The sequence below is a fragment of the Pseudoalteromonas sp. UG3-2 genome (assembly GCF_037120705.1).
In the GTDB taxonomy this organism is placed as follows: Bacteria; Pseudomonadota; Gammaproteobacteria; order Enterobacterales; family Alteromonadaceae; genus Pseudoalteromonas.
In genome coordinates this window covers 759177-785278 of record NZ_JAWLJU010000002.1, presented here as the reverse complement: position 1 = coordinate 785278, position 26102 = coordinate 759177, and the positions used below count along the sequence as shown (strand labels likewise).

The 26102-nt window shown below is 45.5% G+C and carries 25 protein-coding genes; 8 read left to right on the top strand and 17 right to left on the bottom strand.

Features of this window, described 5'->3' with window-relative positions:
* Nucleotides 1-13 precede the first annotated feature (13 nt).
* Nucleotides 14-601 (bottom strand): class I SAM-dependent methyltransferase, encoded by a 588-nt coding sequence (locus R3P39_RS06810; protein WP_336566499.1) that lies wholly within the window; start codon nucleotides 599-601, stop codon nucleotides 14-16.
* 104 nt (nucleotides 602-705) lie between these two features.
* Between R3P39_RS06810 and R3P39_RS06805 the strand changes: the two genes are divergently transcribed.
* The 5 genes from R3P39_RS06805 to R3P39_RS06785 all read left to right on the top strand — a co-directional run bounded on the left by R3P39_RS06805 (nucleotide 706) and on the right by R3P39_RS06785 (nucleotide 5079).
* Nucleotides 706-1500 (top strand): AraC family transcriptional regulator, encoded by a 795-nt coding sequence (locus R3P39_RS06805; RefSeq protein ID WP_336566498.1) that lies wholly within the window; start codon nucleotides 706-708, stop codon nucleotides 1498-1500.
* A 9-nt stretch (nucleotides 1501-1509) separates the two neighbouring features.
* On the top strand, nucleotides 1510-1896 hold the full coding sequence (gene gloA2 / locus R3P39_RS06800; RefSeq protein ID WP_336569258.1) for an SMU1112c/YaeR family gloxylase I-like metalloprotein: 387 nt from the start codon (nucleotides 1510-1512) through the stop codon (nucleotides 1894-1896).
* A 93-nt stretch (nucleotides 1897-1989) separates the two neighbouring features.
* The gene (locus tag R3P39_RS06795) at nucleotides 1990-3102 is read left to right on the top strand and encodes a hypothetical protein (protein WP_336566497.1); all 1113 of its coding nucleotides are present in this window, start codon (nucleotides 1990-1992) and stop codon (nucleotides 3100-3102) included.
* Nucleotides 3103-3207: 105 nt separating this feature from the next.
* Nucleotides 3208-4248 (top strand): tetratricopeptide repeat protein, encoded by a 1041-nt coding sequence (locus R3P39_RS06790; protein ID WP_336566495.1) that lies wholly within the window; start codon nucleotides 3208-3210, stop codon nucleotides 4246-4248.
* Nucleotides 4249-4638: 390 nt separating this feature from the next.
* A complete protein-coding gene (locus tag R3P39_RS06785) occupies nucleotides 4639-5079 on the top strand; it encodes a DUF4826 family protein (protein WP_336566493.1) in 441 nt (146 codons plus the stop codon).
* Here R3P39_RS06785 and R3P39_RS06780 read toward each other — a convergent pair.
* From R3P39_RS06780 to cspD, 8 genes are all read right to left on the bottom strand, one after another.
* On the bottom strand, nucleotides 5063-5521 hold the full coding sequence (locus R3P39_RS06780; RefSeq protein ID WP_336566491.1) for a GNAT family N-acetyltransferase: 459 nt from the start codon (nucleotides 5519-5521) through the stop codon (nucleotides 5063-5065). The genes R3P39_RS06785 and R3P39_RS06780 overlap by 17 nt on opposite strands.
* Before the next feature lie 136 nt (nucleotides 5522-5657).
* Nucleotides 5658-6845: a cupin domain-containing protein gene (locus R3P39_RS06775; protein ID WP_336566490.1), complete on the bottom strand. Its 1188-nt coding sequence runs from the start codon at nucleotides 6843-6845 to the stop codon at nucleotides 5658-5660.
* 72 nt (nucleotides 6846-6917) lie between these two features.
* The gene (purB, locus tag R3P39_RS06770) at nucleotides 6918-8288 is read right to left on the bottom strand and encodes an adenylosuccinate lyase (protein WP_336566489.1); all 1371 of its coding nucleotides are present in this window, start codon (nucleotides 8286-8288) and stop codon (nucleotides 6918-6920) included.
* Between the two features lie 66 nt (nucleotides 8289-8354).
* Nucleotides 8355-8957, bottom strand: a complete 603-nt coding sequence (gene hflD / locus R3P39_RS06765; protein WP_336566488.1) for a high frequency lysogenization protein HflD — start codon at nucleotides 8955-8957, stop codon at nucleotides 8355-8357.
* Nucleotides 8957-10057, bottom strand: coding sequence for a tRNA 2-thiouridine(34) synthase MnmA (gene mnmA, locus R3P39_RS06760; RefSeq protein ID WP_336566487.1), 1101 nt, complete (start codon nucleotides 10055-10057; stop codon nucleotides 8957-8959). The genes hflD and mnmA overlap by 1 nt, the downstream gene beginning before the upstream one ends.
* 125 nt (nucleotides 10058-10182) lie before the next feature.
* A complete protein-coding gene (locus R3P39_RS06755) occupies nucleotides 10183-10842 on the bottom strand; it encodes a pseudouridine synthase (protein ID WP_336566486.1) in 660 nt (219 codons plus the stop codon).
* Nucleotides 10843-10984: 142 nt separating this feature from the next.
* Complete coding sequence (locus R3P39_RS06750) at nucleotides 10985-13204, bottom strand: NADP-dependent isocitrate dehydrogenase (RefSeq protein ID WP_336566485.1); 2220 nt, start codon at nucleotides 13202-13204, stop codon at nucleotides 10985-10987.
* 513 nt (nucleotides 13205-13717) lie between these two features.
* Entirely contained in the window at nucleotides 13718-13936 is a 219-nt protein-coding gene (gene cspD, locus R3P39_RS06745) for a cold shock domain-containing protein CspD (protein ID WP_336566484.1), read from the bottom strand.
* Nucleotides 13937-14136: 200 nt separating this feature from the next.
* On the opposite strand from cspD, the gene clpS reads away from it, so the two are divergent.
* Together clpS and clpA are read left to right on the top strand one after the other, a co-directional pair.
* Entirely contained in the window at nucleotides 14137-14454 is a 318-nt protein-coding gene (gene clpS, locus R3P39_RS06740; RefSeq protein ID WP_336566483.1) for an ATP-dependent Clp protease adapter ClpS, read from the top strand.
* Between the two features lie 28 nt (nucleotides 14455-14482).
* Complete coding sequence (clpA, locus tag R3P39_RS06735) at nucleotides 14483-16747, top strand: ATP-dependent Clp protease ATP-binding subunit ClpA (protein WP_336566482.1); 2265 nt, start codon at nucleotides 14483-14485, stop codon at nucleotides 16745-16747.
* 465 nt (nucleotides 16748-17212) lie between these two features.
* Here the strand turns inward: clpA and infA are convergent, their stop codons facing one another.
* The 4 genes from infA to trxB form a co-directional block, all read right to left on the bottom strand.
* Complete coding sequence (infA, locus tag R3P39_RS06730; protein WP_058029687.1) at nucleotides 17213-17431, bottom strand: translation initiation factor IF-1; 219 nt, start codon at nucleotides 17429-17431, stop codon at nucleotides 17213-17215.
* Nucleotides 17432-17676: 245 nt separating this feature from the next.
* Complete coding sequence (locus R3P39_RS06725; RefSeq protein ID WP_336566480.1) at nucleotides 17677-18393, bottom strand: arginyltransferase; 717 nt, start codon at nucleotides 18391-18393, stop codon at nucleotides 17677-17679.
* Nucleotides 18386-19102, bottom strand: a complete 717-nt coding sequence (aat, locus tag R3P39_RS06720) for a leucyl/phenylalanyl-tRNA--protein transferase (RefSeq protein WP_336569257.1) — start codon at nucleotides 19100-19102, stop codon at nucleotides 18386-18388. Before aat ends, R3P39_RS06725 begins: the two co-directional genes overlap by 8 nt.
* 89 nt (nucleotides 19103-19191) lie before the next feature.
* Nucleotides 19192-20142, bottom strand: coding sequence for a thioredoxin-disulfide reductase (gene trxB / locus R3P39_RS06715; RefSeq protein ID WP_336566478.1), 951 nt, complete (start codon nucleotides 20140-20142; stop codon nucleotides 19192-19194).
* A 284-nt stretch (nucleotides 20143-20426) separates the two neighbouring features.
* Here trxB and pssA point away from each other — a divergent pair, with 284 nt between their 5' ends.
* Nucleotides 20427-21752 (top strand): CDP-diacylglycerol--serine O-phosphatidyltransferase, encoded by a 1326-nt coding sequence (gene pssA / locus R3P39_RS06710; RefSeq protein WP_336566477.1) that lies wholly within the window; start codon nucleotides 20427-20429, stop codon nucleotides 21750-21752.
* 41 nt (nucleotides 21753-21793) lie between these two features.
* On the opposite strand, the gene asnB is transcribed toward pssA, so the two are convergent.
* The 4 genes from asnB to R3P39_RS06690 all read right to left on the bottom strand — a co-directional run bounded on the left by asnB (nucleotide 21794) and on the right by R3P39_RS06690 (nucleotide 26101).
* A complete protein-coding gene (gene asnB / locus R3P39_RS06705; RefSeq protein ID WP_336566476.1) occupies nucleotides 21794-23467 on the bottom strand; it encodes an asparagine synthase B in 1674 nt (557 codons plus the stop codon).
* 205 nt (nucleotides 23468-23672) lie between these two features.
* Nucleotides 23673-24335 (bottom strand): pyroglutamyl-peptidase I, encoded by a 663-nt coding sequence (pcp, locus tag R3P39_RS06700; protein WP_336566474.1) that lies wholly within the window; start codon nucleotides 24333-24335, stop codon nucleotides 23673-23675.
* Nucleotides 24336-25346, bottom strand: coding sequence for a DUF979 domain-containing protein (locus R3P39_RS06695; RefSeq protein WP_336566472.1), 1011 nt, complete (start codon nucleotides 25344-25346; stop codon nucleotides 24336-24338).
* Nucleotides 25343-26101: a DUF969 domain-containing protein gene (locus R3P39_RS06690; protein ID WP_336566471.1), complete on the bottom strand. Its 759-nt coding sequence runs from the start codon at nucleotides 26099-26101 to the stop codon at nucleotides 25343-25345. The genes R3P39_RS06695 and R3P39_RS06690 overlap by 4 nt, the downstream gene beginning before the upstream one ends.
* Between the last annotated feature and the right edge of the window lies 1 nt (nucleotide 26102).

Here is a 26102-nt window from a genome sequence, read left to right as displayed (position 1 = left end):
TTTTGCTTGAAGTTCACTGAGGCTTGCACCCTGAGACAATGGCAAACTCGCCTTCAAAGGTACCTAACTGGCTCTGGGTTACATTCACGAACCCTACTTTTGTAAGCAGCTGTTTAATCCCTGCTTCTGTTTTAAGTGCTGCATTGACCTTGAGATCACCGCCGCTAGGGGTGTTTTTATCTTCACATAGCCAAATTTTAGCGCCGGGCTTGAGACTGTTATAAATCCGCCTCATGGCAATTATTGGCTGTTGCCAATGATGCACTGAAAATGCTGCAATAACCAAATCAATAGAGGCCGCTGCAACATCAAGTTGTTCTGCACCTGCTTGAACAAATTTAAGTTGTGACTGGCAAATATCAGCCTTTTTTTGTCTTGCAATTGCGTAGTCGATCATGGTGCTTGTTGGGTCGAGCGCAATGACCTGAACTTGTTCAGCATACGTCACTAAGCAGCAGCTTAAAAAGCCGCCGCCGCAGCCAAGTTCAACGATCCGATAGCCAGATTTAACGCCTGCTAATGCAGGGATATCGCGGTGGAATTGGAGCTCACCATAATTTTCTTCGTAAAATGTTGCGTGATGTGATTGCCAATGTGTCATTATATCAGTTCCTCTATTGCAGATATTGGTGATATTTTGCAGTTCTGGTGATTATCTTGGTAGAGCAAACTTTTGTTAAAAATCGGCTTATTATTAGGGGGGATATGTGCCAGTTAATTAATATCAACAGTGGTTTTACACAGCTTGAACAACTAAACTCTGAGCATCATGGTGCTCAGAGTGATTATGTGCTGACACTAGTCACTGCCGGTTTCGTTACCTACCATGCACAGCAGACGGTGCAAGTAAAACCCGGTATGGTGTGTTTAGTCCCTTCAGGCACTCAGCACCAGATTATGCAAGGAAGTAACTTGAGCGTTCATTGGTTAGGTTTTAGTTTGTCTTCGGGGTTAAAGGAGGCACAGCAACCATTGCTAAAGGCTTTTTCTGCTGTGCGTAATGGTGCTCTGCCAATAATGAAACTGGATACCGCAAGGGTTGGCTGGATCACACAGCTATTTTGTGAACTTGAAGTCGCGTTACAGAACTCTCAACCTAATCATGTGTTACAAAGTTTAGCAGTACTTATTTTACATGAGGTAAATAACGGCCTGAAATTGTCAAATCACGACTATTCGCCAAACGCGAAGGTAAAAAAGGCGCTAAGTATTATCCAGTGCGATAGTCATCGGGGTATTACGCTGAAAGACGTTGCCCTTAAAGTACATTCCAATCCAACCTATCTAGCCAATTTAATGAAGCAAACCACAGGATTGACAGTCGGGGAGTGGATCAAGCGATATCAATTAAAAACAGCAAAACAATTGTTGTTGCACAGCAATCAACGTGTGGAAGATATTGCTGAGCAAGCGGGCTGGAATGATGTCACTCATTTTATTCGGCAGTTTAAACGTGCGTATAATCTCACTCCCGCAAAGTGGCGAAAACAAAATAGGTAGAAGTTAATGATGGAGTTACTTGGTTTACATCACGTCGCTGTGATTTGTTCAAATTACAGCCAGAGTAAACATTTTTACACTAAAATACTAAAGTTACCGATTATTGCTGAGCACTATCGAGCAGCGCGGCAGTCGTACAAATTAGATTTGGCCTTACCTAATGGCAGCCAAATAGAACTATTTTCTTTTCCTGAGCCGCCTAAGCGGCCCACGCAGCCTGAAGCCTGCGGGCTGAGACACCTCGCATTGGCAGTCAATGATATTGTCGCTGCGGTTACTTACCTTAACTCCTATCAAGTAGAGACCGAGGCCATCCGAGTTGATGAATTTACCCATAAGCGCTTCACTTTTTTTAGGGATCCAGATGGTTTGCCAATCGAATTATACGAACAGTAGCGGCGGTTGCACCAACTTACCCTTTATATTGCTATTTACAATTATTGATGGGACTATTAGCGACTAATGCTAGACCACATTTGGCAATTTGGAATGACTCTTTGCTCACCTTTACTTCGAGCACTGTTTACGAGTGCTGGGCTGATATTGCTGCTCATTTCGCGGCTAACCGCGGCACAAGCCAGTGCCAGCTTTATTGATGAAGCCGATGCCTATCTCAATGTCAAACCCCGCCACAGTTTGGATATTATTCAGCAGCACTACGATAAGGTATCTGCACTGAGTCTGCCTGAGCAATTTCGTTATTATCGCACTGGCTTTTGGGCATCTGCTTACGTTTACGATCATCAACAAGTGGCTGAATATGCGCGAGCATTGGCTTCTATGGTGCAGTTTGAAGCATATAACTCTTCCCTGTCAGAAGTGCTCGCGGCAACCTCAGTGTGGTTTCGTCGCAATCAAGATTATCCCAGCGCCATGGCTGCAGCGCAATGTGCTGTTCGCCATGCCGACAACAGCACTGATATTGCTAGGGTCGCAGGGACCGCTGGTATCACCTTGTTGCTCAAGGATGACATAGAGGGGGCTGAGCGGGTTTTTCAATTAGGTATGGAAATTGGCAATCGCCTAGATAACGACGTAATGCGTTCAGTGTTCACTAATAATTTAGGTCTCATTGCCTTGCAGCGTGAACACTATGATACCGCCCTTGAGCAATTCCGCGGCGCTTTATTAATCAATGAGCGTGATGCTCGTATAACTGGAACCGCGATTAATCTAACCAATATGTTACTGGTTGCTTATTTACAGCAAAACTGGGATTTGTTTAAGCGACTGGATCAGCGAGCAGCGCGTAATACTGCACGTCTCGATAGTAAAGACCTTCGTGGCTACTACCAGTGGCTGCATACCGCTTATTCCGTTAGGCAATTAAAACAGGTCCCTCAGTCAGTAGAGGGTAAGCTGATGCGCATTTATCATGACACCGGCGAACCGACTGTGCTACAACAGCTTGGTATCCTCGCTAAGCGCATGGGCATCACCATACCCAGTCGCACAAAAGCAAAAGGTAAAATAGTACACTCGGCACAAGTTTTACAGTTATTGTGTAAAGGTCGCGACGACAATAACACTGCCCTGCATATTGTCCTGCAACTAGAAGCAAAGCTGGCCTCAATGACGCAAGCTAAAGCAGGCCACCAGTAAGTCATGTCTATGTGGTTTAGTATGCTATTAGGCTACTTACCTGTTATTAATTTGGTTCACTTACACTATCTTCAATAGTTCTATCGTTTAAAGTGGAAAGCTGCTATGAACTATTTATTTCGTTCTCTTATTTTTATTTGCAGTTTGTTGAGCTGTGTTGTTAGCAGCGCAAGTGCAGCTGTCACCGAGGAAGCAGGGGGGCACGAGTACCTGCTCAATAAAGCTGAATATTTTTTACTTAAAGACCCTAAGCGCACCTTAACCATATTGGCTGAACTGGACTCAGTAAGTAAACTTGAACGCACCATAGCGCTTAAAAAATTATTACTGCAAGCGAAAGCGTTACTGACACAACGACAAAATGTTGCGGCGCAGCTGGCCATTAGCCAACTGTATGATTATGCCCAGAGCAGCGAGTTTAGAAAAATGTTATTTGATAACCTGTATGTTTCTGCAGCCTGGTTACGACGAGCACACCATCATCAAGCAGCAACGGATGCCTATCGCTGCGCGTTAAAAAAAGCACAAACGCAACGCCAGGCAATTAGAGCGTTAAATGGCTTAGCAAACGTGCTCCGCGAGCAAGGGGATTTTGCGACTGCGGCTGCCGTGTACCAACAAGCGATCAGTCAAGCGCAGAAGGTCAGCGATAAACTGGCTATTGCCTCTTTGCAAAATAACCTAGGGACGGCGTATCTTGATGGCGGCGAATTTTCCCTGGCAAAAACCGCGTTTGCTGCTGCTTTTGAGCAGTTTCAAATGATGGAACACCAAGCTGCAAGGCTAAATGCTGGGCTCAACCTGCTATTTGCTGCGTTAATGAGCCAAGATCTAATGCTCTACCAGCGTCTGATAACAAGAGTTGAGAAGCTGACAGTGGAGTACAACAACTTGTCTCGGTTAGCTTATCTGGATTGGATAAAATTGGCGTATCGATTTCAGCAAACAGAACCGCTAAGCGATAAGCAAAAGCACTATCTCAGCGAACAATTCAGTGCCATTGATGATGTTGGTCTGCAACGTGTTATCAAGCAATATTTGGCAGCACCGATGGCAGTGACAGTAGCGATAAAAACAACCACAAATAGCGAACCGCTGACAGAGCATGGCAGCTGGGTAGCAACATTAACCCAGTGCAATTGGTAAAAAATACGGGCCTAGAGGCGGCATAAGTCAAAATGACGTAAACTATATCGACAGGCGGCCAGTATTTAAGCAATCAAACGAAAAATCGCAGTATTTGCATTGCTGAGTGTGGTGCAAAAGCTTACTATCAGGTATAGGTAATGAGTGCCTTGTTATGGCCATGTATGCCTTTACCGAGTATATCAACATGCATGCAGAGGGATTAAGCCTAGGCAGTTAAAGCCGCTTTTAATGTGGTGAGTCTTAACCAAGGTGAGAGGCCAACATATAGCGGCTCAAGTGGCAGTTAAGACAACGTCATTGGCCGTTGAGACACACCTAAGCCGTGCAGTTCAACATTGCACACATAGGCACTCTAAAACGACACAATAATAAAAATTAGGAACCACGATGAGTGAAGAGCAAAAACAACAAGCACTAACACCAGAGCAGCAAAAGCAGCGTTCTATTCAATGGCAACGCCAGTGTATTCAAACGGCGCAAAAGCATTTAGCGGATAAAGGCATACTGCCAGAGACCATTATTGAAAAAGAATGCCGTTACATTGAGCCAATCGTCGCACTATGGAAAATCAAAGGGCAAAATGGTAAGCGCTATTGGGTGATCACCGGTAATTTACCTACCGATCATCTCGAATCCAGCGTTGCAGAAACGCCTCGTGATGCGCTGCGCTACTTTAGCTTTCATTGGCAAATGAAAGCCGAGGAGATCTTGTCAGTGAAACCGGTAGATAAAACCCAAGCAGATTTTGCTAACCTATTAATTAACCGAGCTCATGGACTTTACGATCTTTACAGTAAAGACGAGCTTTGGGCTAGTGAAGCATCGTAAACGGTTCTACTTTTAGACTTTGAACTGGGCATCTCAGGCGCTGTCTTGGGATCCCAGCTTCCATAAAAACATGGCCGTATTCAGAAAACCCTGACTGCACAAACTCAGGCACTTCATCGAGTATACACTGAATAAAAATTTCATCGTGGCCTTTATCTTTAGCAAGTTCAATCAGACCTTTAATGAGTGATGAATAGGCGTCTCGATTTCGATGTGAGCGAAAGATAGCGATACGACTTAATAGCCCGTCGCTGCAAAGCCTTCCGGTCCCCACAGGTCCATCATCGTCATCAATAATAATAAGGTGCTCGGCCGTTATGTCTTGCTGGTCGAACTCAACTTCTTTGGGAATATGAAGCTCGCAAACAAACACCCGTTCGCGGATCGCTTTGAGCTCCCGTTTTCTATTTTGCCAGCTTACACGACTTACTCTATAACACATACTGCCCCCATTTACAGACCGTAATCCCTGTTATGTGACAAGCTAGAGCTTATGCAAGGCTTTTACCAAGGCAATTTAGGTAATAAGCCTGCTATTGTAATTTTTGTTGAGCACGACTCTCTTGTTCTAACAGGCTCTACTCCCAGCCCTCGTCAAATTCGGCCATGGCTGTGTCGCCGTCATCAACGAAGTAGGACCCATCATTAATTAGTCTAGTTAACGTTTGTTTAAATTCCAAGCAAGAAAGGGCTTCTTTTATTGCTATTAACTCAAATGTTGTGGTGTCGGTGAGCTGTTTAACGGCATCAAGATGTTGCACTGGTAAGCTAAAATTGTCGCCATTAACACTGAGTAAGATTGCATTATCCACTTCCTGGTAGATGGCCCTTACACCGCCTGCACGGGTAATCAAAGGGTTTTCTGTCAGCCAAGTATCCAGTTCAGTGCTGCTAATTTGCGGCTCCAGTGGCGCTAAATCCATTTCATGCTTTGGCTCGCTTAGGGTTTTACCTATCCACTCGGTTAAACTGTGTTGATCCTCAAGCAGTTGCTGTAACAGCTGCTTAATTTGCTGGCGATCTTCTTTATTAACCTCTCCAACAGAGTGGCGTGGAAGCAGATCTGGATCGCTATAACGCAACTGACCTGCTTCGTTATCGATAATATGGTCAGCAAAGCTGGAGATGAGATCTTTTTGGTCTGGCGCACGAAAGCCAACTGAGTAATTTAAGGCATTTTCTACCGCGTAACCTTCATGGGGGCAAGCCGGTGGAATGTATAAGATGTCTCCAGGCTCTAAAATGACATCAATGACGGCATCAAAGGCTTCAACTTGTAGTAGGCTTTTGTTTTGCGCAAATTGTTTAAGCTTGTCATCACGTAAGCCGACGCGCCAATGACGCTTTCCTTGGCCTTGAATAATAAAGACATCATATTGATCCAAGTGAGGACCTACGCCACCACCGGGAGTGGAAAAGCTAATCATCAAATCATCAATACGCCAGTTCGGAATAAAACGAAATGGCTCGAGTAATTGCGCCGCGGTAGGGTGCCAATGATCGACGGCTTGCACCAGCAAAGTGCTGTTGCTTTCACTGAGTAAATCAAACTCGGCAAAGGGGCCGTGATGCGCTTGCCATTGGTTATCATGGTTATTAACAATACGCGATTCAATACACTCTTCGGTTGCCAGGCCAGCCAACTCTTCCGGCGTGATTGGGTCGGCAAATTCGCTAAACCCTTGTTTGATTAGCAGTGGTTGTTTTTGCCAGTAGTGTTGTAAAAACTCTTCGCGAGTGAGGTCATTAATGTTTAATTGATACATAGCGCATTCCATAAAAAAAGCGAAAGAGGGCACCCTTTCGCTTAGTTTTAGCATAATAACGTAGCTTGAGCGTTAGTTTAGCTCATCGATGAAAGCTTCAGCGCGGCCAATGTAATTTGCCGGCGTCATTTCCTTCATTTGGGTTTTAACCGCATCCGGTAGTTCAAGGTTATCGATAAACTCAGCCATAATAGTCTGGTTTACTCGTTTGCCTCGAGTTAGGTCTTTTAATTTTTCATACGGCTTTTCGATGCCGTATTTGCGCATCACGGTTTGGATGGGCTCTGCAAGCAGCTCCCAGTTGTCGTCCAGTTCCGCCAGTAGACGGTCGGCATTCACTTCTAATTTGCTTACGCCTTTCAAGGTCGCTTGATATGCGATCAACGCATAACCCATGCCCACACCTAAATTACGTAAAACCGTTGAGTCGGTGAGATCGCGCTGCCAGCGTGAAATAGGAAGCTTTTGCGCTAAGTGGCCGAAGATGGCATTGGCGATACCTAGGTTGCCTTCAGAGTTTTCGAAGTCAATAGGGTTCACCTTGTGCGGCATCGTTGATGAGCCAATTTCACCGGCAACTGTCTTTTGCTTGAAGTGGTTCAAGGCAATATAGCCCCAAACATCACGATCAAAATCGATCAGAATGGTGTTGAAACGGGCAATAGCATCGAATAATTCGGCAATGTAGTCGTGTGGCTCAATCTGCGTGGTGAAGGCATTCCAAGTCAGACCAAGGCTGGCAACAAAACGCTCACTGTGCGCATGCCAATCATACTCTGGGTATGCACTTAGGTGGGCGTTGTAGTTACCTACCGCGCCGTTTATTTTACCCAGTAACTGAACGTTGGCAATTTGTTGGCGCTGACGTTGCAGACGTACATAGACGTTGGCAAATTCTTTACCCATGGTAGAAGGTGACGCAGGCTGACCGTGGGTACGAGTCATCATTGGCACTGATTTGTATTCCACCGCTTTGGCTTTAATTGCAGCAAGTAGTTCATCACAGTAGGGTAGTAATACTTTATCGCGTGCTTCGGTTAGCATTAAGCCATGAGACAGGTTGTTAATGTCTTCAGAAGTACAAGCAAAGTGGATAAACTCATTGACGGCATTAAGCTCAGCGTTATCGGCCACTTTTTCTTTTAATAAGTACTCTACGGCTTTTACGTCGTGGTTGGTGGTGCGCTCAATTTCTTTTACTCGAGCCGCATCGGCTTCACTGAAGTTATCAACGATGCTATCTAGCAGGGCGTTGGCTTCATCACTGAATGCCGGCACTTCGGTGATGGCATCGCTACTGGCGAGTGCTTGCAACCAACGTACTTCGACGATCACACGGTATTTAATTAAACCATACTCACTGAAAATACTTCTCAGCTCGGTGGTCTTGCTACCATAGCGACCATCTACAGGAGAGATAGCGGTTAACGCTGAAAGCTCCATAATAACTCCTAACAATTTGTAATGAACGATACTTTAATTGGCAGCAATGGCTTGCTACCACAATGGTTATAGATAACTTTTGGCGGCGTGAATGATTTTCTTTTTGGCAAAAAAGAAATGTCTGCGTTTTCCGCCTAATTGCCGCCACAATACCGCACTGCGGATCCCAGCGAGCAATAATGCTCGGATCTTTTGTTGAGTGCTGGTTTGTTTGAGTAATTCGGGTTTACCAAATACTTGAATTTTAGGTCCTAAAGGACTGATAACTTCGCCGTAAACGTCGGCTAATGAAGCAATGATTTGACTTTCACAAATATCAAAATGGAGCAGTTGACGCTCAACACCTTGAAGTTTTTGTGCCAGTAAATCCAATGCTCGTTTATCACTGCTGAGAACGCGCTCAAGTTGCATCATGGCACCGACATATTTAACCATTTCAACGTCTTTTTCACCGCCGGCAGAAAGTTGAGCGATTAACGTTTTGCAGCCATTTTGTATGGCACTGCGATCTGGGTAAACATCTTCAGGACGTTCTGGCGTGGTATTAAGAATACTTTTTAGTAAGCCTTCTACTTCGTGTTCGTTGAAGGTGCCGTAACGGGCGCACTTTTGCACCAGTTTACTAATTTGGCACATTGCAGCGAGAGGCATCACAGACTGGTTTTGCATTATTTGATCACCGACTCAATAATACCACCACCTAGGCAAACATCCTCGGCATAAAATACCGCAGATTGACCCGGCGTTACGGCTTTTTGTGGCTCATCGAATAGCACTCGCGCCATACCATCTTGGCCTACTAGCAAGGTGCATGGAATATCGGTTTGGCGGTAACGGGTTTTCACCGTGCAACGGGTAGTGCCTTGTGGTCCAACCCGATCAACCCAATGCAGTTGGCTGGCATTCAAGCCGTTACTGTAAAGGCGAGGGTGGTTTTTACCTTGCCCCACGACTAACACGTTGCGCTCAATGTCTTTGTCGACTACATACCAAGGCTCACCATTGCCTTCTTTCAGGCCACCAATTAATAGGCCTTTACGTTGGCCAAGTGTGTGATACATCAAGCCTTCATGCTCGCCCACGGGATTGCCTTCGCAGTCTTCAATAGTGCCTGGCTGTGCGGGTAAATACTTAGCAAGAAAGTCTTTGAATTTACGCTCACCGATAAAACAAATACCGGTTGAGTCTTTTTTATCATGAGTAATAAGCCCTTGCTCTTCAGCGATTTTACGCACTTCTGGCTTTTCAATTTCACCAACAGGGAACAAGGTTTGGGCAATGTGCACATGACTTAGGGTATAGAGAAAGTAACTTTGGTCTTTGTTGTTGTCTTCACCACGCAACATCACAAACTTGCCATCGCGCTCAGCACGGCGCACATAGTGACCGGTGGCGATATAATCTGCACCTAAGGCTTCGGCTGCAAATTGTAAAAAGGCTTTAAACTTAATCTCTTTGTTGCACATGATATCGGGGTTAGGTGTGCGACCAGCTTTATACTCTTCGAGAAAGTGCTCGAAGACGTTATCCCAATATTCGGCGGCAAAATTAACGGTGTGTAGCTCAATACCAAGCTTATCGCAAACGGCTTGTGCGTCTTTTAAATCCTCGGCAGCGGCACAATATTCATCATTATCGTCTTCTTCCCAGTTTTTCATAAACAGGCCTTCAACCTGGTAGCCTTGCTGTTTTAATAAGTAGGCTGAAACTGAAGAATCTACCCCGCCGGACATGCCGACGATGACTTTAATGTGACTATTATCGCTCATAATTTCGCTTTAAATTTAAATGCTCTAATTGAAAGCGCTTATTATACCCAAGTCTGCTTAAAATGCACGCCCACACTGACTGCGATCATGGCCATGGGCGGCATCGCTGAGCTGCGGGGAACTGCTTACAAAGGTTTAACGACTCGGTAATCGCCATTGCCTAAATCGTCAAGCTGATAAGGGCCTATGGTAGCACGGATCAAACGCAGGGTTGGGTAACCAATGTGCGCCGTCATTCTTCTAACTTGACGATTACGACCTTCTTTAATAGCAATGGATAACCAGGTAGTAGGAATATTTTTTCGTTCTCGGATCGGTGGGTTACGTGGCCAGACGTTGGGCTCGGTCATGACCTCAACTTGGGCCGGCAACGTGGGGCCATCTTTTAAGGTAACGCCATCACGTAACGCTTGCAGGTCTTGTTCACTAGGCTCTCCCTCTACTTGCACCCAATAGGTTTTATAGGTGGCTTTTTTTGGAGCAGTAAGGCGGTTTTGTAATTTACCACAATTGGTCAACAGCAATAGACCTTCACTGTCTCTATCGAGTCTGCCTGCGGCGTAAACGTCTTTGATATCAATAAAGTCGGCAAGAGTTTTTCTCTGTTGGTCATCGCTAAATTGACACAACACGTCATATGGCTTGTTAAACAGCACCACTTTGACTTGCTCTGGAGGTAAAGCCGGTTTAACAGTTCTGCGCGGCTTGCTAAAACGGCCACGGTTAGGTTTGTGAGGGTTATGAGTACGCTTTTTGTTTGGATTATTGCGGTGTTGCGAAGTCATGGTGTTTCTTTGTGAGCCAGTGATGCCAGTCATTCTATCGCATCAAGGCAGGTGTACAAAGGCATAACCGCAGCTGCGATTGTGTATATGTAACAAAAAAGGCGGCCACTTTGGCCGCCTATAGCTGATTTAGTTCACTAAATTAAAGTGATGCTAATACTTGGTTGAATACCTGAGATGGACGCATTGCAGCGAATGCCTTGTCATCTTCTGGCTGGTAATAACCACCGACATCCATCGCTTGGCCTTGCGCTTCGTTCAGTGCCGCCACAATGTCAGCTTCTTTTTCAGTCAGCTCTGCTGCAACACTAGAGAACTTCGCTTTAAGTTCAGCATCTTGGTCTTGTGCTGCCAGCTCTTGTGCCCAGTAAAGTGCTAAATAGAAGTGACTGCCACGGTTATCAAGCTCTTTTACTTTACGTGATGGTGACTTGTTCTCATCTAAGAACTTAGCCGTTGCTGCATCAAGCGTATCGGCCAGAACTTGTGCCTTAGCGTTGCCTGTGTTCTGACTTAGGTGCTCAAGCGATGCCGCTAGTGCTAAGAATTCACCCAGTGAATCCCAACGTAAGTGGTTTTCTTTTTCAAACTGTTGAACGTGCTTCGGTGCAGAACCGCCAGCACCGGTTTCGAACAAACCACCACCATTCATCAGTGGTACGATAGACAGCATCTTAGCACTAGTACCTAGCTCAAGAATTGGGAACAAATCAGTTAGGTAGTCACGTAGTACGTTACCAGTAACTGAAATCGTGTCTTCGCCTTTCTTCATGCGCTCTAGTGAGTAAAGGGTCGCTTCCACAGGGGCTTTGATTAGGATTTCAAGGCCATCCGTGTCATGCTCAGGCAGGTAGGCGTGCACTTTCTTGATTAGCTCAGCATCGTGTGCACGAGCTTCGTTTAACCAAAATACAGCAGGCGTGTTGGTTGCACGAGCACGGTTAACCGCAAGCTTCACCCAGTCTCTGATTGGAGCATCTTTTACCTGACACATACGCCAGATATCACCTTCTTCCACTTGGTGCTCAATTAAGGTATTGCCTGCGCTATCAACAACACGGATATTGCCATCTGCCGGCGCTTCAAAGGTCTTGTCGTGAGAGCCGTACTCTTCGGCTTTTTGTGCCATCAAGCCAACGTTTGGAACGGTACCCATAGTACGTGGATCGAATGCGCCGTGCTCTTTACAGAAGTCGATAGTGGCTTTATAAACACCAGAATAACAACGATCTGGGATCACAAACGCAGTATCTTGTTGCTTGCCTTCGGTATTCCACATTTGACCGCTTGAGCGGATCGCAGCTGGCATTGACGCGTCAATGATAACATCGCTTGGTACGTGTAGGTTAGTAATACCGCGGTCTGAATCAACCATAGCAATATCAGGTGCTGTGTCATAAACGGCACTTAGGTCCGCTTCAATTTCTTTGCGCTTAGCGTCGTCAAGTGTTTCAATTTTAGCATACACATCGCCGATACCGTTGCTAGGATCAACGCCAATCTCTGCGAAGGTTTCGGCGTGTTTAGCAAATACGTCTTTGTAGAATACTTTCACCGCGTGACCGAAAATGATTGGGTCTGATACCTTCATCATGGTGGCTTTCATGTGCAGTGAGAAAAGTACGCCTTTGTCTTTGGCTTCTTGTACTTGCTCAGCTAAAAATGCTTGAAGTGCTTTAGCGCTCATGCGCGAGCCATCAATGATTTCACCAGCAAGCAGCGGCGTGCTTTGTTTTAATACGGTTACGTCGCCGTTGTTGGCAACGTGCTCAATGCGTACGTCTGTCGCTTCTGCAACTGTCACAGACTGCTCAGAACCGAAGAAGTCGCCATCTGTCATTGAAGCAACGTAAGACTTAGAGTCTTTTGACCATGCGCCCATTGAGTGTGGGTTTTTGCGAACATAGCCTTTAACCGATGCCGGAGCGCGACGGTCTGAGTTACCTTCACGAAGTACAGGGTTAACTGCGCTGCCTTTAATTTTGTCATAACGCGCTTTGATCTCAGCTTCGGCCTCGTTTTTCGGCTCAGAAGGATACTCCGGTAGAGCATACCCTTTTGCTTGCAATTCTTTGATGGCTGCGCGCAGCTGTGGAATAGAAGCACTGATATTAGGAAGTTTAATGATATTGGCTTCAGGTGTTTTAGCTAAATCACCAAGTTCTGCAAGGGCATCAGCGATACGCTGATCTTCTTTTAGATGCTCTGGAAAAGTGGCGATAATTCGGCCTGCTAATGAAATATCGCGGGTTTCTACCTCGATATCAGCAGGTTTTGTGAATGCTTGGATGATAGGCAGTAGCGAATACGTCGCCAGTGCTGGTGCTTCATCTGTTTTGGTATAGATAATTTTCGATGTCATCATCATTCCTAGATAGTTGTGGGCATGTCGCCATTCAACGTTTGCTAAGGTGTTGCTAGGCACCGTGGAGCCTAAATGGCAAAACGGTTGTCTGCCAGAAGCCGCGCTTCTAGCAACAAGGCATAGCATTAGCAAGTTTGTTAGGTATTGTTACTTGTCATTAGAGGCACAAATCACCGTATAAAACCGATGTTTGTTTGCCGCTATGGGTTATCAAGTTTGTGCTATGACAGCCTTAAGCAATACATTAAAGTGGCATTGTTAGCATAGTCATAGGCTATAATACGGAAGTATTAACAATATCTAACCAACCTGAAGCTGGATTTGCAAGACGTCCATTAGTCTAACAGTCTTTGCATATGGGGGCTAATTATTAAATTTAAAGTATAAAAGTGAAAAGTTATAGATATTTTCGTTATGAGGAACTGAAAGTAAAAAGAATTGCGAGCAGAGAGGGGGGAGGTGAAGCGAGCACAAACGTAACCCGCTTTAGCCAATTAAACTACAAAGTCATCACACAATATCTTCCGTAATAGGAGCGATATTAGTGGCATGCAACCCTTTGGGGCCTTTTTGTAGTTCGAATGATACATCCTGACCAGCTTTAAGCGTCTTGTATCCATCCATTACAATCGTTGAGTAATGAGCAAAGATATCTTCGTCACTGCCGTCTTCTACGATGAAACCAAACCCTTTGGCGTTATTGAACCATTTGACTTTTCCGCAAGCCATACTTCTACATCCTTCTATAAGTTGACTAAATTTAAGTTAATCTACTCTTTTAATTTTGCTAGACTGCCCATAGATTAAACAGTCAAGATTTACTGTAGTTTAAATGAGCAAGCAGTCAAGTATTTTGCTCTTTTTTTTAACATTTTATTTATTTCTCAATTCTATTTGCTTGAGTATATAAGACAAGACTATATTTAATTATGAGTGGGACAAAAGAATCGGGTGTTGTGGACGCCGTTCGCGAAGCTGAAAAGCAAAAGCTACAGCCGCCGCGAAAATACAAAGTGATATTGAACAATGATGATTACACGCCCATGGATTTCGTCGTCGAGATACTGACGACATTTTTCAATATGGATAGCGAAAGAGCAACTGAGGTGATGCTGGAAGTACATCACAAAGGGAAAGCGGTATGTGGAATATACCCTGCGGATATAGCCCATACCAAGGCTGAGCAGGTGAACCGATATGCTCGTGACAACGAGCACCCGCTGCTCTGTAGTTGTGAGCAGGAATGACCTATAATTTTCTTGTTGGGGGTTGCCAATGCTAAACAAAGACCTAGAACTTACTTTGAACGCTGCGTTTCGCGAGGCGCGGTCACGCCGTCATGAATTTATGACGGTAGAACACTTACTACTTGCATTGATCGATAACCCCTCTGCTAGTGAAGCGCTAGATGCCTGCGGTGTTGATATGGAAACACTTAAGCGCGAATTATCAGAGTTTATTGATGAAACCACACCTGTTATTCCAGATCTGGAAGAAGACAGAGAAACACAACCTACGCTTGGTTTTCAGCGCGTCTTACAACGCGCGGTATTCCATGTGCAGTCGTCTGGGCGTTCCGAGGTAACCGGAGTGAACGTGCTGGTGGCGATTTTTTCTGAGCAAGAAAGCCAAGCGGTGTATTTACTTAAAAAATCAGACGTTAGCCGCTTAGATATTGTTAACTTTATTAGTCATGGTATTTCAAAAATTGAAGACGACCATGAGCAAGACGATCATGAAGATATGCATGATGAAAGTGGCGATATGCAACAAGAGGAAAAGACCAAGTTAGAAAACTTTACCTCTAATCTCAACGCCATGGCACAAAGTGGCCGTATTGACCCCTTAGTGGGCCGTGATGAAGAAGTTGAGCGCACCGTACAAGTGCTGTGTCGGCGCAAAAAGAACAACCCATTATTGGTTGGCGAGGCTGGCGTAGGTAAAACCGCTATCGCCGAAGGGCTGGCGTATCGTATTGTCAATGAGCAAGTGCCTGATGTTATTGCCGATGCCGTAGTGTACTCATTAGACATGGGGGCGCTGCTGGCTGGCACCAAATACCGTGGTGACTTTGAGAAGCGTTTTAAAGCGCTACTAAAAGAGCTGCAAGCTAAGCCTCAGGCAATTTTATTTATCGATGAAATTCATACCATTATTGGTGCTGGCGCGGCTTCAGGTGGGGTTATGGATGCCTCAAACCTGATTAAGCCATTGCTCTCTAGTGGTCAGCTCAGATGCATGGGCTCGACCACCTATTCTGAGTTTAAAAATATTTTTGAAAAAGACCGAGCCTTAGTGCGTCGTTTCCAAAAAATCGATGTGGTTGAACCAAGCGTGGCAGACACAACTAAGATTTTGGCTGGTCTTAAAGAGCGCTATGAAGAGCATCATGGTATTCGCTACACGCAAAAGGCATTAAAAGCCGCGGCTGAGCTAAGCGCCAAGTACATCAATGAACGTCACTTGCCGGATAAAGCCATTGATGTGATTGATGAGGCGGGAGCAAATCAGCGCCTACAGCCAAGTTCAAAGCGTAAGAAAACCATTAACGTCGCCGATATTGAAGCAATTGTTTCGAAAATGGCACGTATTCCAGAGCAAAGTGTTTCATCCAGTGACAAAGAGACACTGAAAAATCTGGATCGTAATTTGAAAATGCTGGTGTTTGGTCAGGACGAGTCAATTAATGCTCTGACCTCAGCTATTCGCTTATCTCGCTCAGGCTTAGCCAATGAAGACAAACCAGTAGGCTCATTCTTATTTGCAGGTCCTACTGGGGTTGGTAAAACCGAGGTCACGAAACAGTTGGCGAAATGCATGGGCATTGAGTTTATTCGTTTCGATATGTCGGAATATTCTGAGCGACATGCGGTAAGCCGTTTAATCGGTGCGCCTCCAGGCTACGTTGGTTATGAACAAGGTGGCTTATTAACCGATTCGGTGATCAAACACCCGCATGCTGTGGTGTTGCTTGATGAAATTGAAAAGGCTCATCCAGACATTTACAACATCTTATTGCAGGTGATGGATCACGGTACCTTAACCGACAATAATGGCCGCAAAGCGGACTTTAGAAATGTGGTTTTAGTAATGACCACCAACGCCGGTGTTCAAGAGACCGTACGCCAGTCTATTGGTTTCCAGCAGCAAGATTACTCCCATGATGCCATGGTTGAAGTCAATAAGGTGTTTACACCAGAATTTAGAAACCGTTTAGATAACATTATTTGGTTTAACCACCTTGAAAAAGAAGTGATCTTACAAGTGGTTGATAAATTCATTGTGGAGCTACAGGCGCAGTTAGATAAGAAATCAGTGAACTTAGAGCTAACGACCAAGGCCCGTGATTGGCTTGCAGATGCCGGCTACGATAAGGCAATGGGCGCACGACCTATGGCACGTGTCATTCAAGACAGCGTTAAAAAGCCGTTGGCGAACGAAATCCTATTTGGCAAGCTAGCCGATGGCGGTACAGTTAAGTTGGATGTCAAAGACAACAAGCTGTCTTTTGACTATCAGACAGAGGCCGTTTCTGCTTAGTAGCGCTGCAATCTTGATTGATTAATCTGAAAAAGTTAAAGCCCAGTGAACACTGGGCTTTTTTATTGCAAACCGAACCGCATTAATACTTGCTCAATTTGAGGGAGTAAATTCGACCTTAACTGCTTTGATAACTGCTTATTTAGAACCCTTAATAGTAAATTATTTATCGCCTATCTGAATATGGGTATCTTGGCGTGAGCAGGGCGCGTGGGCGGTACTACCATTGATAGTTTCTCGATTCAGGATAGCTCAACTAATTAAGCTAATTGTTAGGAAAGACAACAAAAAGCCCAGCATAACTGGGCTTTTCGTGGTATCAAATGTTACAGCGAACACTTGATTTGATTCGTTCGTAGTCTACTCGACATTGCAATACACCACGCTATACCTAAATAACTTCAGTGTTGCTGAGGTTTCTTGGGTATCAGTGTGATACTCCGAGTAGTAATCTACATACGCAGATTAACGAGCGCGGAAGACAATGCGACCTTTAGTTAGATCGTAAGGCGTCATTTCAACAGTTACTTTGTCACCGGTCAAAATACGGATGTAGTTCTTACGCATTTTGCCAGAAATATGAGCAACGACAACGTGACCGTTTTCTAGTTCAACACGGAACATTGTATTTGGTAGTGTATCAAGGACCGTGCCTTGCATTTCAATTACGTCTTCTTTCGCCATGTGTAGCGTATCACCTCTTGGTTAAATTAATCGAAGCAGATTTTGCCCAAAAGCGGGGGATAAGTAAAGTTACCAGCCGTTTTTTTGTTAATTATTAGCGTAACAACAGCTAGGTTGCCGCTTTTATCACATGCTGTGCAGCGTAAATGTGATTTTTAACGGTACAATAATCTGCGAATGCTGCATTATAGCACAATAAATGCGTTTAACTAATCGTAAACACACAGCAGCAAGAGCAGCACACCCTAACTTTTTTGCACCGCAGTCCAACGGTCGTTTGCCAGCATTTCAGCCGGTAAAAATTGCGTTTTGTAACGCATTTTTCGACATTGATTAATTTGGTAGCCAAGGTAAAGGTAGTCTTTTTGTTGCTTTGCTGCATGTTCAATTTGCGCCATGATCATAATCGACCCCAAACTAAGGTGTTCATAATCAGGGTCAAAAAAGGTGTAGATTGCCGACAGTGAGTTTGGCATCGAATCCGTCACCGCAACAGCAATAAGCTTGTCTTGGTGCCATAATTCGATGAACATAATGTTCATCCAACGACAGAATAAAAAGCTTTCGTATTGCACCCGGTTTGGCGGGTACATAGTACCATCTTGGTGGCGCAAACTGATGTAGCGCTCATACAGCGGATAATACTCATGGCGTTCCTGATGGCTAACGGTGATGCGATATTGGTCGCTGTTTAGCTTATTGCGTTTGCGTTTTTGTGACCTGCTGGGTTGGTAGTGTTTTGCCAACACCCTGACCGATTGGCAGGCGTGGCAAGAAGGGCAATGCGGGCGATAAATTTGGTCGCCACTGCGACGAAAACCCAAGCCCAATAATTGCTCAAATTTATCGGCTTGATAACAACTCGGGTCCAAGATAACCAAGAGCTGCTCCTGTTGCTCTGTCAGGTAGCTACATGCAAACTGTTGGCTCAGTCCAATTTTAGAAGGAAAGTGCTCATTCATAGATATCTTTCAACTCCTGAGGCTGCCACATGGAGGCGGGAGGAACAAAGTCTTCCGCTTTTTTAAGTCTAGCTAAAAACTCTTCTCTTGGTATAACTTTTAATCCTAAACTGCGCAAATAGGGGTTCTCTAGTTGGCAGTCTATAAAGCAGGCCTGATGTTTCTTTAGCCAGTTAACCAACGCCCACATAGCTAGCTTAGAAGCATTGGCTGTATGGTGAAACATCGACTCACCGCAAAACACGCCAGATTGCATAATGCCATACAGCCCACCAACGAGATGTTGCTGCTGCCATATTTCAACACTGTGGGCCAAGCCTGCACGGTGGGCATGTTGGTAGGCTTGCAGCATTTTGCTGGTGATCCAAGTGCCCTCAGTGTCAATTCGTTGCTGCCGACAGGCGTGGATCACTTGCTCGAATGCCGTATTAACGGTCACGCGCGGTTGTAATTTACGCTGTGCTTTACGCAACGTTTTACCACAATGAAAATCACTGAGCTCAAGTATGCCGCGCTCACTGGGGCTCCACCACATCAAGGGTTCGCCTTCGCTAAACCAAGGGAAAATACCATTACTATAGGCGTTTTCTAGCCTTTTTACGGTTAAACAACCGCCCACGGCAAGTAGGCCATCGGGTTCTTTAAGGGCAAAGTGATTAGGAGGAAAAGTAAAGTTATCTGGAGTTAAGTGAAACAGCTGCTGAGTCATTTGGGCATGGGCATAATGGTTACTGTAAACCAATATAGCAAATTATTGCATGGAGGAAAGCGGGCCAGCGCACTGGCCCGAACAATTATTTATAGACCGTCTAAGAAACGTTCAGCATCAAGTGCTGCCATGCACCCTGTGCCAGCTGAGGTGATGGCTTGACGGTAGATATGATCAGATACATCACCGGCAGCAAACACACCTTCAACACTGGTTTGCGTGGCATTACCATTGAGACCTGACTGCACGATAAGGTAACCGTCTTTCATTTCCAGTTGGCCTTCGAACATGTCGGTGTTTGGCTTATGGCCAATGGCAATAAATACGCCCGCTAAGTCTAGCTGTTCAGTGGCATCAGACTGAGTATCTTTAATGCGGATACCATTAACACCCATGTCGTCACCTAGCACTTCGTCTAGGGTACGGTTAAGGTGCAGTACAACATTGCCGTTTTTGGCTTTTTCCATTAAGCGGTCAGACAAAATCTTTTCACTGCGGAATGACTCACGACGGTGAATTACGTGCACTTCTTCGGCAATATTTGAAAGGTATAACGCCTCTTCAACGGCTGTGTTACCACCGCCGACTACAGCGACCTTTTGACCACGGTAGAAGAAGCCATCGCACGTGGCGCAGGCTGACACGCCGCGACCTTGGAATGCCGTTTCAGATTCTAGCCCTAGGTATTTAGCCGATGCACCTGTGGCAATAATTAATGCATCACAGGTATAGGTGCCTTGGTCGCCGGTTAACGTGAATGGGCGCTTAGAGACATCGACTTTGTTGATGTGATCGAAAACAATTTCGGTTTCAAAGCGTTCGGCATGTTCTTTCATGCGCTCCATTAATGCCGGCCCAGTAAGACCGTGAGCATCGCCTGGCCAGTTTTCTACTTCTGTGGTGGTGGTTAACTGACCACCTTGCTGCATGCCGGTAACCAAAACTGGATTTAAATTAGCACGTGCAGCGTAAACCGCAGCCGTGTAACCAGCAGGGCCAGAACCCAAAATTAAAAGTTTGCAGTGTTTTGCATCGCTCATGTATTTTTCCTAACTCAATCTAATTTATGCTATTAAGCAAAAGTTTGTTCGATTCTATTTAATTCAATAGCGAAGTAAATAAAAAATCGTAATCCAATTTTCTTTAAATAGGCCAGTTGTCAAAATAACTGTACTGTTTGTTTAGTTCCTGTACGAGAAGCCAGCAAAACACAGGTACAAAGGCAAAAAACATCAGTAATTCATGACCTCAGGATATTTTTTTGTTATGTTTTAGAGAATTTTGTTTTGCTATCTACGATGATGGTCTAATTGAAAAGGTAAATATGGCATTTTGGCAGGATACCCCAGGATTTGGGCTAAGTGCACAGCACTGTGAGGTTTTAACTGATGCTAAGCAATATCATCAGACGCTGCTCAAGCTCATAGAAGCGGCCGAGGAGCGAATTTACATCACCGCACTTTATCTTCAAGACGATGAAGCAGGCCAGCAGGTGCTCAATGCATTACACGATGCTGCTCGGAATAATCCTAACCTTACTGTTAAGGTACTGGTCGATTTTCATCGTGCTCAGCGAGGACTGATTGGGGCCGAAAAATCAGAGGGCAATGCCAAACTGTATTGCGACTTGCATGAAAAGTTAGCAACCCAAGTTGAAGTGTATGGCGTACCAGTTAAGGCCAAAGAGCTATTTGGTGTATTGCACTTAAAAGGCTTTGTCATCGACGATACCTTACTTTACAGCGGCGCCAGCTTAAATAATGTGTATTTACACCAAGGTGATAAGTATCGCTTGGATCGCTATTTTGTGATTAAACAAAAGCAGCTTGCCAATAGCTTTTGTCATTTCACCGACTCGGTATTAATCGCCTCCGACGCCGTACCAAGGCTTGATAAACGCCCATTGCCTAAGTTGCTCGACATTCGCACTGAACAAAAGCAATTAATGAAGCAACTGAAAAAAGCCAGTTATGACCTCAGTGAAGCCGACAGCCGCAGTGGCTTAACCATTAGGCCATACCTAGGTTTTGGTCGTAGAACCAATAAACTGAATCGCTTAATTAAAGCGCTGTTTGACACCACTGAGCAGGAGTTAGTGCTGTATACACCGTATTTTAACTTTCCAGCTCCATTACTGCGCTCGCTGCGCCGCCTACTGAAGCAAGGCAAAAAAGTCACTATTGTGGTGGGGGATAAAACCGCCAATGACTTTTACATTAGCCCCGAGCAACCGTTTAGTCGCATTGGCGCACTGCCGTACTTGTACGAGACAATTTTATATAAATTTATCAAATCACAACGCCGCTTTATCGCCTCAGGCGATTTAAACGTCTATTTGTGGCAACACGATAACCACTCATTTCACCTAAAAGGCGTCAGTAAAGATGGCACCACACACCTAATGAGTGGCCACAACTTAAACCCCAGAGCCTGGGGGTTAGATATCGAGAATGGGATTTTGATAGAAGATCCCGAGCAAAGCTTATTGCCGCAAATTGAAGCAGAAAAGCAAGCGATATTACAACATTGTCGGCGACTCACGTCCCATGAAGACTTAGAAACACTGGCGGATTATCCGGCGCCGGTGAAAAAGCTTTTAGGTCAAGCTAAACGAGTCAAAGTCGACTTTATTATTAAGCGCTTTATTTAAGCGTAACGACTGAGAGAGCTTGTCTCTCAGTCGTTATTATCCTACTTTTGCGGTTTGTAGGCATCATTGTGCGAACTGGCCGCACGGCCAGATGGGTCGGCATTTTTCTGAAACGCTTCATCCCATGCCAGTGCCTCAGGGGTTGAGCAAGCTACCGACTTGCCAAATGGCACACACTGGGCGGCGGCATCTCCGGGAAAGTGCTCGGCAAAAATGGTGCGATAAAAATACGCCTCTTTGCTGTCCGGGGTGTTAATGGGGAAGCGATAATGGGCGTTTTGTAACTCTACATCGCTCACTTGTTGCTCCACATATTCCTTCAAAGAGTCTATCCAAGAATAGCCAACGCCATCGGAAAATTGCTCTTTTTGTCGCCACAGCACATCGTCCGGCAGGTAACCGTCAAAGGCTTCACGAATAATATGCTTCTCGATACGGCCATCCTTACACATTTTATAATCCGGATTAGTGCGCATAGCGATGTCGACAAACTCTTTATCTAAAAACGGCACCCGAGCTTCAACCCCCCAAGCGGCCATCGATTTATTGGCACGCAAGCAGTCAAACATATGCAGTTTAGATACCTTACGGTTAAGCTCATTGTGGAACTCTTTTGCGTTAGGGGCCTTGTGGAAATAAAGGTAACCACCAAACAACTCATCGGCACCTTCACCAGAGAGCACCATTTTTATGCCCATGGCCTTAATGTAACGAGCCATTAAGTACATTGGGGTAGAGGCCCGCACGGTTGTAACATCGTAGGTTTCTAGGTGATAGATCACCTCTTTTAGGGCATCGATCCCTTGTTGCACGGTAAAGTGAATAGGGTGGTGAACCGTACCAATTTGATCCGCGACCTTTTGTGCTGCAGCTAAATCCGGAGAGCCTTCAAGGCCAATGGAAAAGGAGTGCAGTTTTGGCCACCAAGCGTCACTGGCATCGTTATCTTCAATCCGTTTCGCAGCAAATTGTTGTGTGATGGCCGAAATCACTGACGAATCAAGGCCACCAGAAAGCAGCACGCCATACGGAACATCACACATAAGCTGGCGTTTCACTGCGGCTTCTAACCCTTGCTTAACCTCGTTCACCTCGGCGGGGTTATGCTTTACCGCGTCATAGTCTTGCCAGTCACGCTGGTAGTAAGGGCGCGGTCCGCCTTCTTTGGAGTACCAATAATGGCCAGGAGGAAACTCTTCAATTTGGCTGCAAATTGGCGTCAGTGCTTTCATTTCACTAGCGACATAGAGGTTACCACTTTGATCACGACCGGTGTAAAGCGGAATAATACCAATATGGTCACGGCCAATTAAAAAGGCATCTTGCTCTTCATCATATAAACAAAAGGCAAAGATGCCATTAAGATCGTCTAAGAACTCAGGGCCTTTTTGCTTATACAGCGCCAAAATCACTTCGCAGTCTGATTGGGTCTGAAAAGTAAAAGGCACCGTGAGTGATTCCGCTAGTTCTTTGTGGTTATAGATCTCGCCATTGACCGCCAAAATATGCGTTTGTTCAGGGTTATACAGCGGTTGAGCGCCACTGGAAACGCCCACAATCGCCAAGCGTTCATGGACTAAAATCGCCTTATCGGATGAATATACCCCAGACCAATCAGGCCCACGGTGGCGCAGTTTTTTTGACATTTCGATGGCTTGCTCGCGCAGCCAAAGTGGGTCGGACTTAATGTCCAGCACACCAAAAATTGAACACATAATTTCCTCATTCCTGTTGTTGCCTACAGCATTATTCATAGTTTATTGCTATGGCTGGAAAGCCATGTAGACAGTGTGTATAAATAGCTCGTTAGTTTGAGCTACAATCCGTTCTACCAAAAAAAATTTGATAAGTCACACACTAAAAAGACACAAATGCGGTTTTTTTATGCTCGAAATGGTGCGCTATTGCACCACCTTGGTGCTAATGCGTGGTACCGGCAACGAACTTAATGTCATGGTGCTGGTTTATGGCACGAGTTAGCATCACTTTTAGGCCTTGAACTAGAGTGTCTAACGACATGCTTGCTGCACCTTTATGGTGCGCAGCTTGGCTTGGTAAATAAGGGATATGAACGAAGCCGGCCCGGCAATTAAGGTCATGTTGCTGGATGTATTCAAGAAGGCCATACATCACATGATTACAAACATACGTCCCCGCAGTATTCGAAATACTGGCAGGGATCCCAGCTTGTAAGGCACTTTGCAGCATGGCTTTGATTGGTAACGTAGCGAAATGCGCTGCGGGACCACCGGCAATCACTGGTGTGTCGATTGGTTGTTGGCCTTTATTATCTGCAATTCTGGCGTCGTTGATGTTGATAGCGACACGTTCGATAGAAATATCACAGCGCCCACCGGCTTGGCCTAAACTGATCACCACGCTGGGGTGGTATTTGTCGATGGCTTGATACAGCGCTGCCAAGCTAGCCTCAAATTCACAAGGCAGCTCTTTACTGTGCACCAGATGGCCCTCAATGGTCTCACCATCAAGTTGTTGTGCCAGTTGCCAAGAGGGATTGATGGTTTCACCGCCAAACGGAGCGAATCCGGTAACCAGTACGCAAGGTTGATTGAATTTAGCCATCTAAAAAATTACTCCATACATCAACAAAATATTAATAAATAACAAGGTTAACGCGGTGGGGATCTGCACTTTAATCACTTGATACTTGTCTTTCAGGTCTAATAAGGCGGCAGGGACAATATTGAAATTGGCTGCCATGGGTGTCATTAAGGTGCCGCAGTAGCCAGAATACATACCAATGGCAACTAGGGCAGCAGGGTTGGCGCCGTGCCCTTGAATTAGAAAGGGCAAAGCGACCCCAGCAGTCATCACTGGAAAAGCGGCAAAGGCATTGCCCATGACCATAGTAAATAACGCCATGCCGATACAGTATAAAGCCACCAGCATAAAGCGGTTATCGGGTGAGATAAACAGCGTCACCAACTCTTGGATAGCGGTGCCGGTGTTGGCGACGATAAACACGCCGCCGAGCATCGCCAACATTTGTGGCAAAATGGCGGCCCAGCCAATGGAGTCCACTAGCCGACGGGATTCTGACAATGCCCGCACGGGCGTGCCACCGGTGATTTTCCAACTGGCTAGCAGTGCCAAGCCACAGGCCAAGGTGAGGGCGCTCAGGGTAACATGCTGTTGGTCAAAAAGATGCCAACCGGCTAGTTTGATATCGCCCAAGATAAGGGTGCAAATAACCGTCACCATTGGGATCATAACCGCAGGTATAAAGAGTTTATTACCTAAGCGCTCAGCATCTTGCTGTTTAGCTTGCTCCTCTGGAAGCTCATAATGCCCCATGGAGACCAAGTTTAAGCCAGCCAGGAGAGCAATAATGATGACAGCAACGCCTACCCAGAGGTATGTGAGTTGCTCACCAACGAGGGCGATTGACGCATCGCCAAATACAAACACAGAGCCAAATAGGAACCAAAATAAGGCGGTGGTGAAGCGCTTGGGATGCTGCTTATCTTGTAAGGTTTTTACCACCAAGAACATCACCACAAAGCCAATGAGTAAATAGATATTTTCAATGGTTAATAGGGCGCTGGCATGTTGTTCATGACTAACTGGTGTCATACTGTTTCCTCGCGCAATTGGGCAGAATCATCCGCTGTCTCTGCTGCGTTTTTGCTGGCTTTTTGCCGATGCTCAGCAATGGCTTTACGAATGTGCGTTTCCAATCGTGCTAACCGGAATAAATGCACGATTAGCGCGGCAATGGCCGTTGGAATAGCCCATAGCCCAATGTGCAAAGGCTCAATGCCTGCAATGCCGTTCTCTTGTAAAAATGCATCCATCAAGAGGACTGCACCAAAGGCGATAAAAATATCTTCACCAAAAAACACCGCAACGTTGTCGCAGGCCGCTGCGTGGGCACCAATTAAGTCTTTAATTTCTTTCGGCAAGTCACCGTACTGATTGGCCGTGGCGCCAACCGCCATGGGCGCCAGTAATGGCCGTACGGTTTGGGCTTGGCCCGCTAAACTTAATAACCCCAATGCGGCGGAGCATTCCCGCACAACAAAATACAAACTTAAAATTCGCGCGGTGGTGGCCCCCTTAATACTCGCAACCCAAGCTTTGGCACGTTGCTGCAAGCCATAACGCTCTAATAGCGCAATCACCGGCAAAATGAGTAAAAAGCTGGCTAATTGCCGCGCATTCATAAACTTTTCACCAAAGTTGGCAATTAAGCTTATAAAATCAATCCCCACAGCCCAGCCTGTTATGAGCCCAGCAACGCTGACCACTAACAGAGGATTAAAGCGCATGGCAAAGCCAATAATTATCACGATGATGCCGACGAGTGGCAATAAATTGAGTTCCGTCATG

Coding starts and splice junctions, on each gene's coding strand:
- R3P39_RS06810 (WP_336566499.1), bottom strand. CDS start 601: ATGACACATTGGCAATCACATCACGCAACATTTTACGAAGAAAATTAT.
- R3P39_RS06805 (WP_336566498.1), top strand. CDS start 706: ATGTGCCAGTTAATTAATATCAACAGTGGTTTTACACAGCTTGAACAA.
- gloA2 (WP_336569258.1), top strand. CDS start 1,510: ATGGAGTTACTTGGTTTACATCACGTCGCTGTGATTTGTTCAAATTAC.
- R3P39_RS06795 (WP_336566497.1), top strand. CDS start 1,990: ATGACTCTTTGCTCACCTTTACTTCGAGCACTGTTTACGAGTGCTGGG.
- R3P39_RS06790 (WP_336566495.1), top strand. CDS start 3,208: ATGAACTATTTATTTCGTTCTCTTATTTTTATTTGCAGTTTGTTGAGC.
- R3P39_RS06785 (WP_336566493.1), top strand. CDS start 4,639: ATGAGTGAAGAGCAAAAACAACAAGCACTAACACCAGAGCAGCAAAAG.
- R3P39_RS06780 (WP_336566491.1), bottom strand. CDS start 5,521: ATGTGTTATAGAGTAAGTCGTGTAAGCTGGCAAAATAGAAAACGGGAG.
- R3P39_RS06775 (WP_336566490.1), bottom strand. CDS start 6,845: ATGTATCAATTAAACATTAATGACCTCACTCGCGAAGAGTTTTTACAA.
- purB (WP_336566489.1), bottom strand. CDS start 8,288: ATGGAGCTTTCAGCGTTAACCGCTATCTCTCCTGTAGATGGTCGCTAT.
- hflD (WP_336566488.1), bottom strand. CDS start 8,957: ATGCAAAACCAGTCTGTGATGCCTCTCGCTGCAATGTGCCAAATTAGT.
- mnmA (WP_336566487.1), bottom strand. CDS start 10,057: ATGAGCGATAATAGTCACATTAAAGTCATCGTCGGCATGTCCGGCGGG.
- R3P39_RS06755 (WP_336566486.1), bottom strand. CDS start 10,842: ATGACTTCGCAACACCGCAATAATCCAAACAAAAAGCGTACTCATAAC.
- R3P39_RS06750 (WP_336566485.1), bottom strand. CDS start 13,204: ATGACATCGAAAATTATCTATACCAAAACAGATGAAGCACCAGCACTG.
- cspD (WP_336566484.1), bottom strand. CDS start 13,936: ATGGCTTGCGGAAAAGTCAAATGGTTCAATAACGCCAAAGGGTTTGGT.
- clpS (WP_336566483.1), top strand. CDS start 14,137: ATGAGTGGGACAAAAGAATCGGGTGTTGTGGACGCCGTTCGCGAAGCT.
- clpA (WP_336566482.1), top strand. CDS start 14,483: ATGCTAAACAAAGACCTAGAACTTACTTTGAACGCTGCGTTTCGCGAG.
- infA (WP_058029687.1), bottom strand. CDS start 17,431: ATGGCGAAAGAAGACGTAATTGAAATGCAAGGCACGGTCCTTGATACA.
- R3P39_RS06725 (WP_336566480.1), bottom strand. CDS start 18,393: ATGAATGAGCACTTTCCTTCTAAAATTGGACTGAGCCAACAGTTTGCA.
- aat (WP_336569257.1), bottom strand. CDS start 19,102: ATGACTCAGCAGCTGTTTCACTTAACTCCAGATAACTTTACTTTTCCT.
- trxB (WP_336566478.1), bottom strand. CDS start 20,142: ATGAGCGATGCAAAACACTGCAAACTTTTAATTTTGGGTTCTGGCCCT.
- pssA (WP_336566477.1), top strand. CDS start 20,427: ATGGCATTTTGGCAGGATACCCCAGGATTTGGGCTAAGTGCACAGCAC.
- asnB (WP_336566476.1), bottom strand. CDS start 23,467: ATGTGTTCAATTTTTGGTGTGCTGGACATTAAGTCCGACCCACTTTGG.
- pcp (WP_336566474.1), bottom strand. CDS start 24,335: ATGGCTAAATTCAATCAACCTTGCGTACTGGTTACCGGATTCGCTCCG.
- R3P39_RS06695 (WP_336566472.1), bottom strand. CDS start 25,346: ATGACACCAGTTAGTCATGAACAACATGCCAGCGCCCTATTAACCATT.
- R3P39_RS06690 (WP_336566471.1), bottom strand. CDS start 26,101: ATGACGGAACTCAATTTATTGCCACTCGTCGGCATCATCGTGATAATT.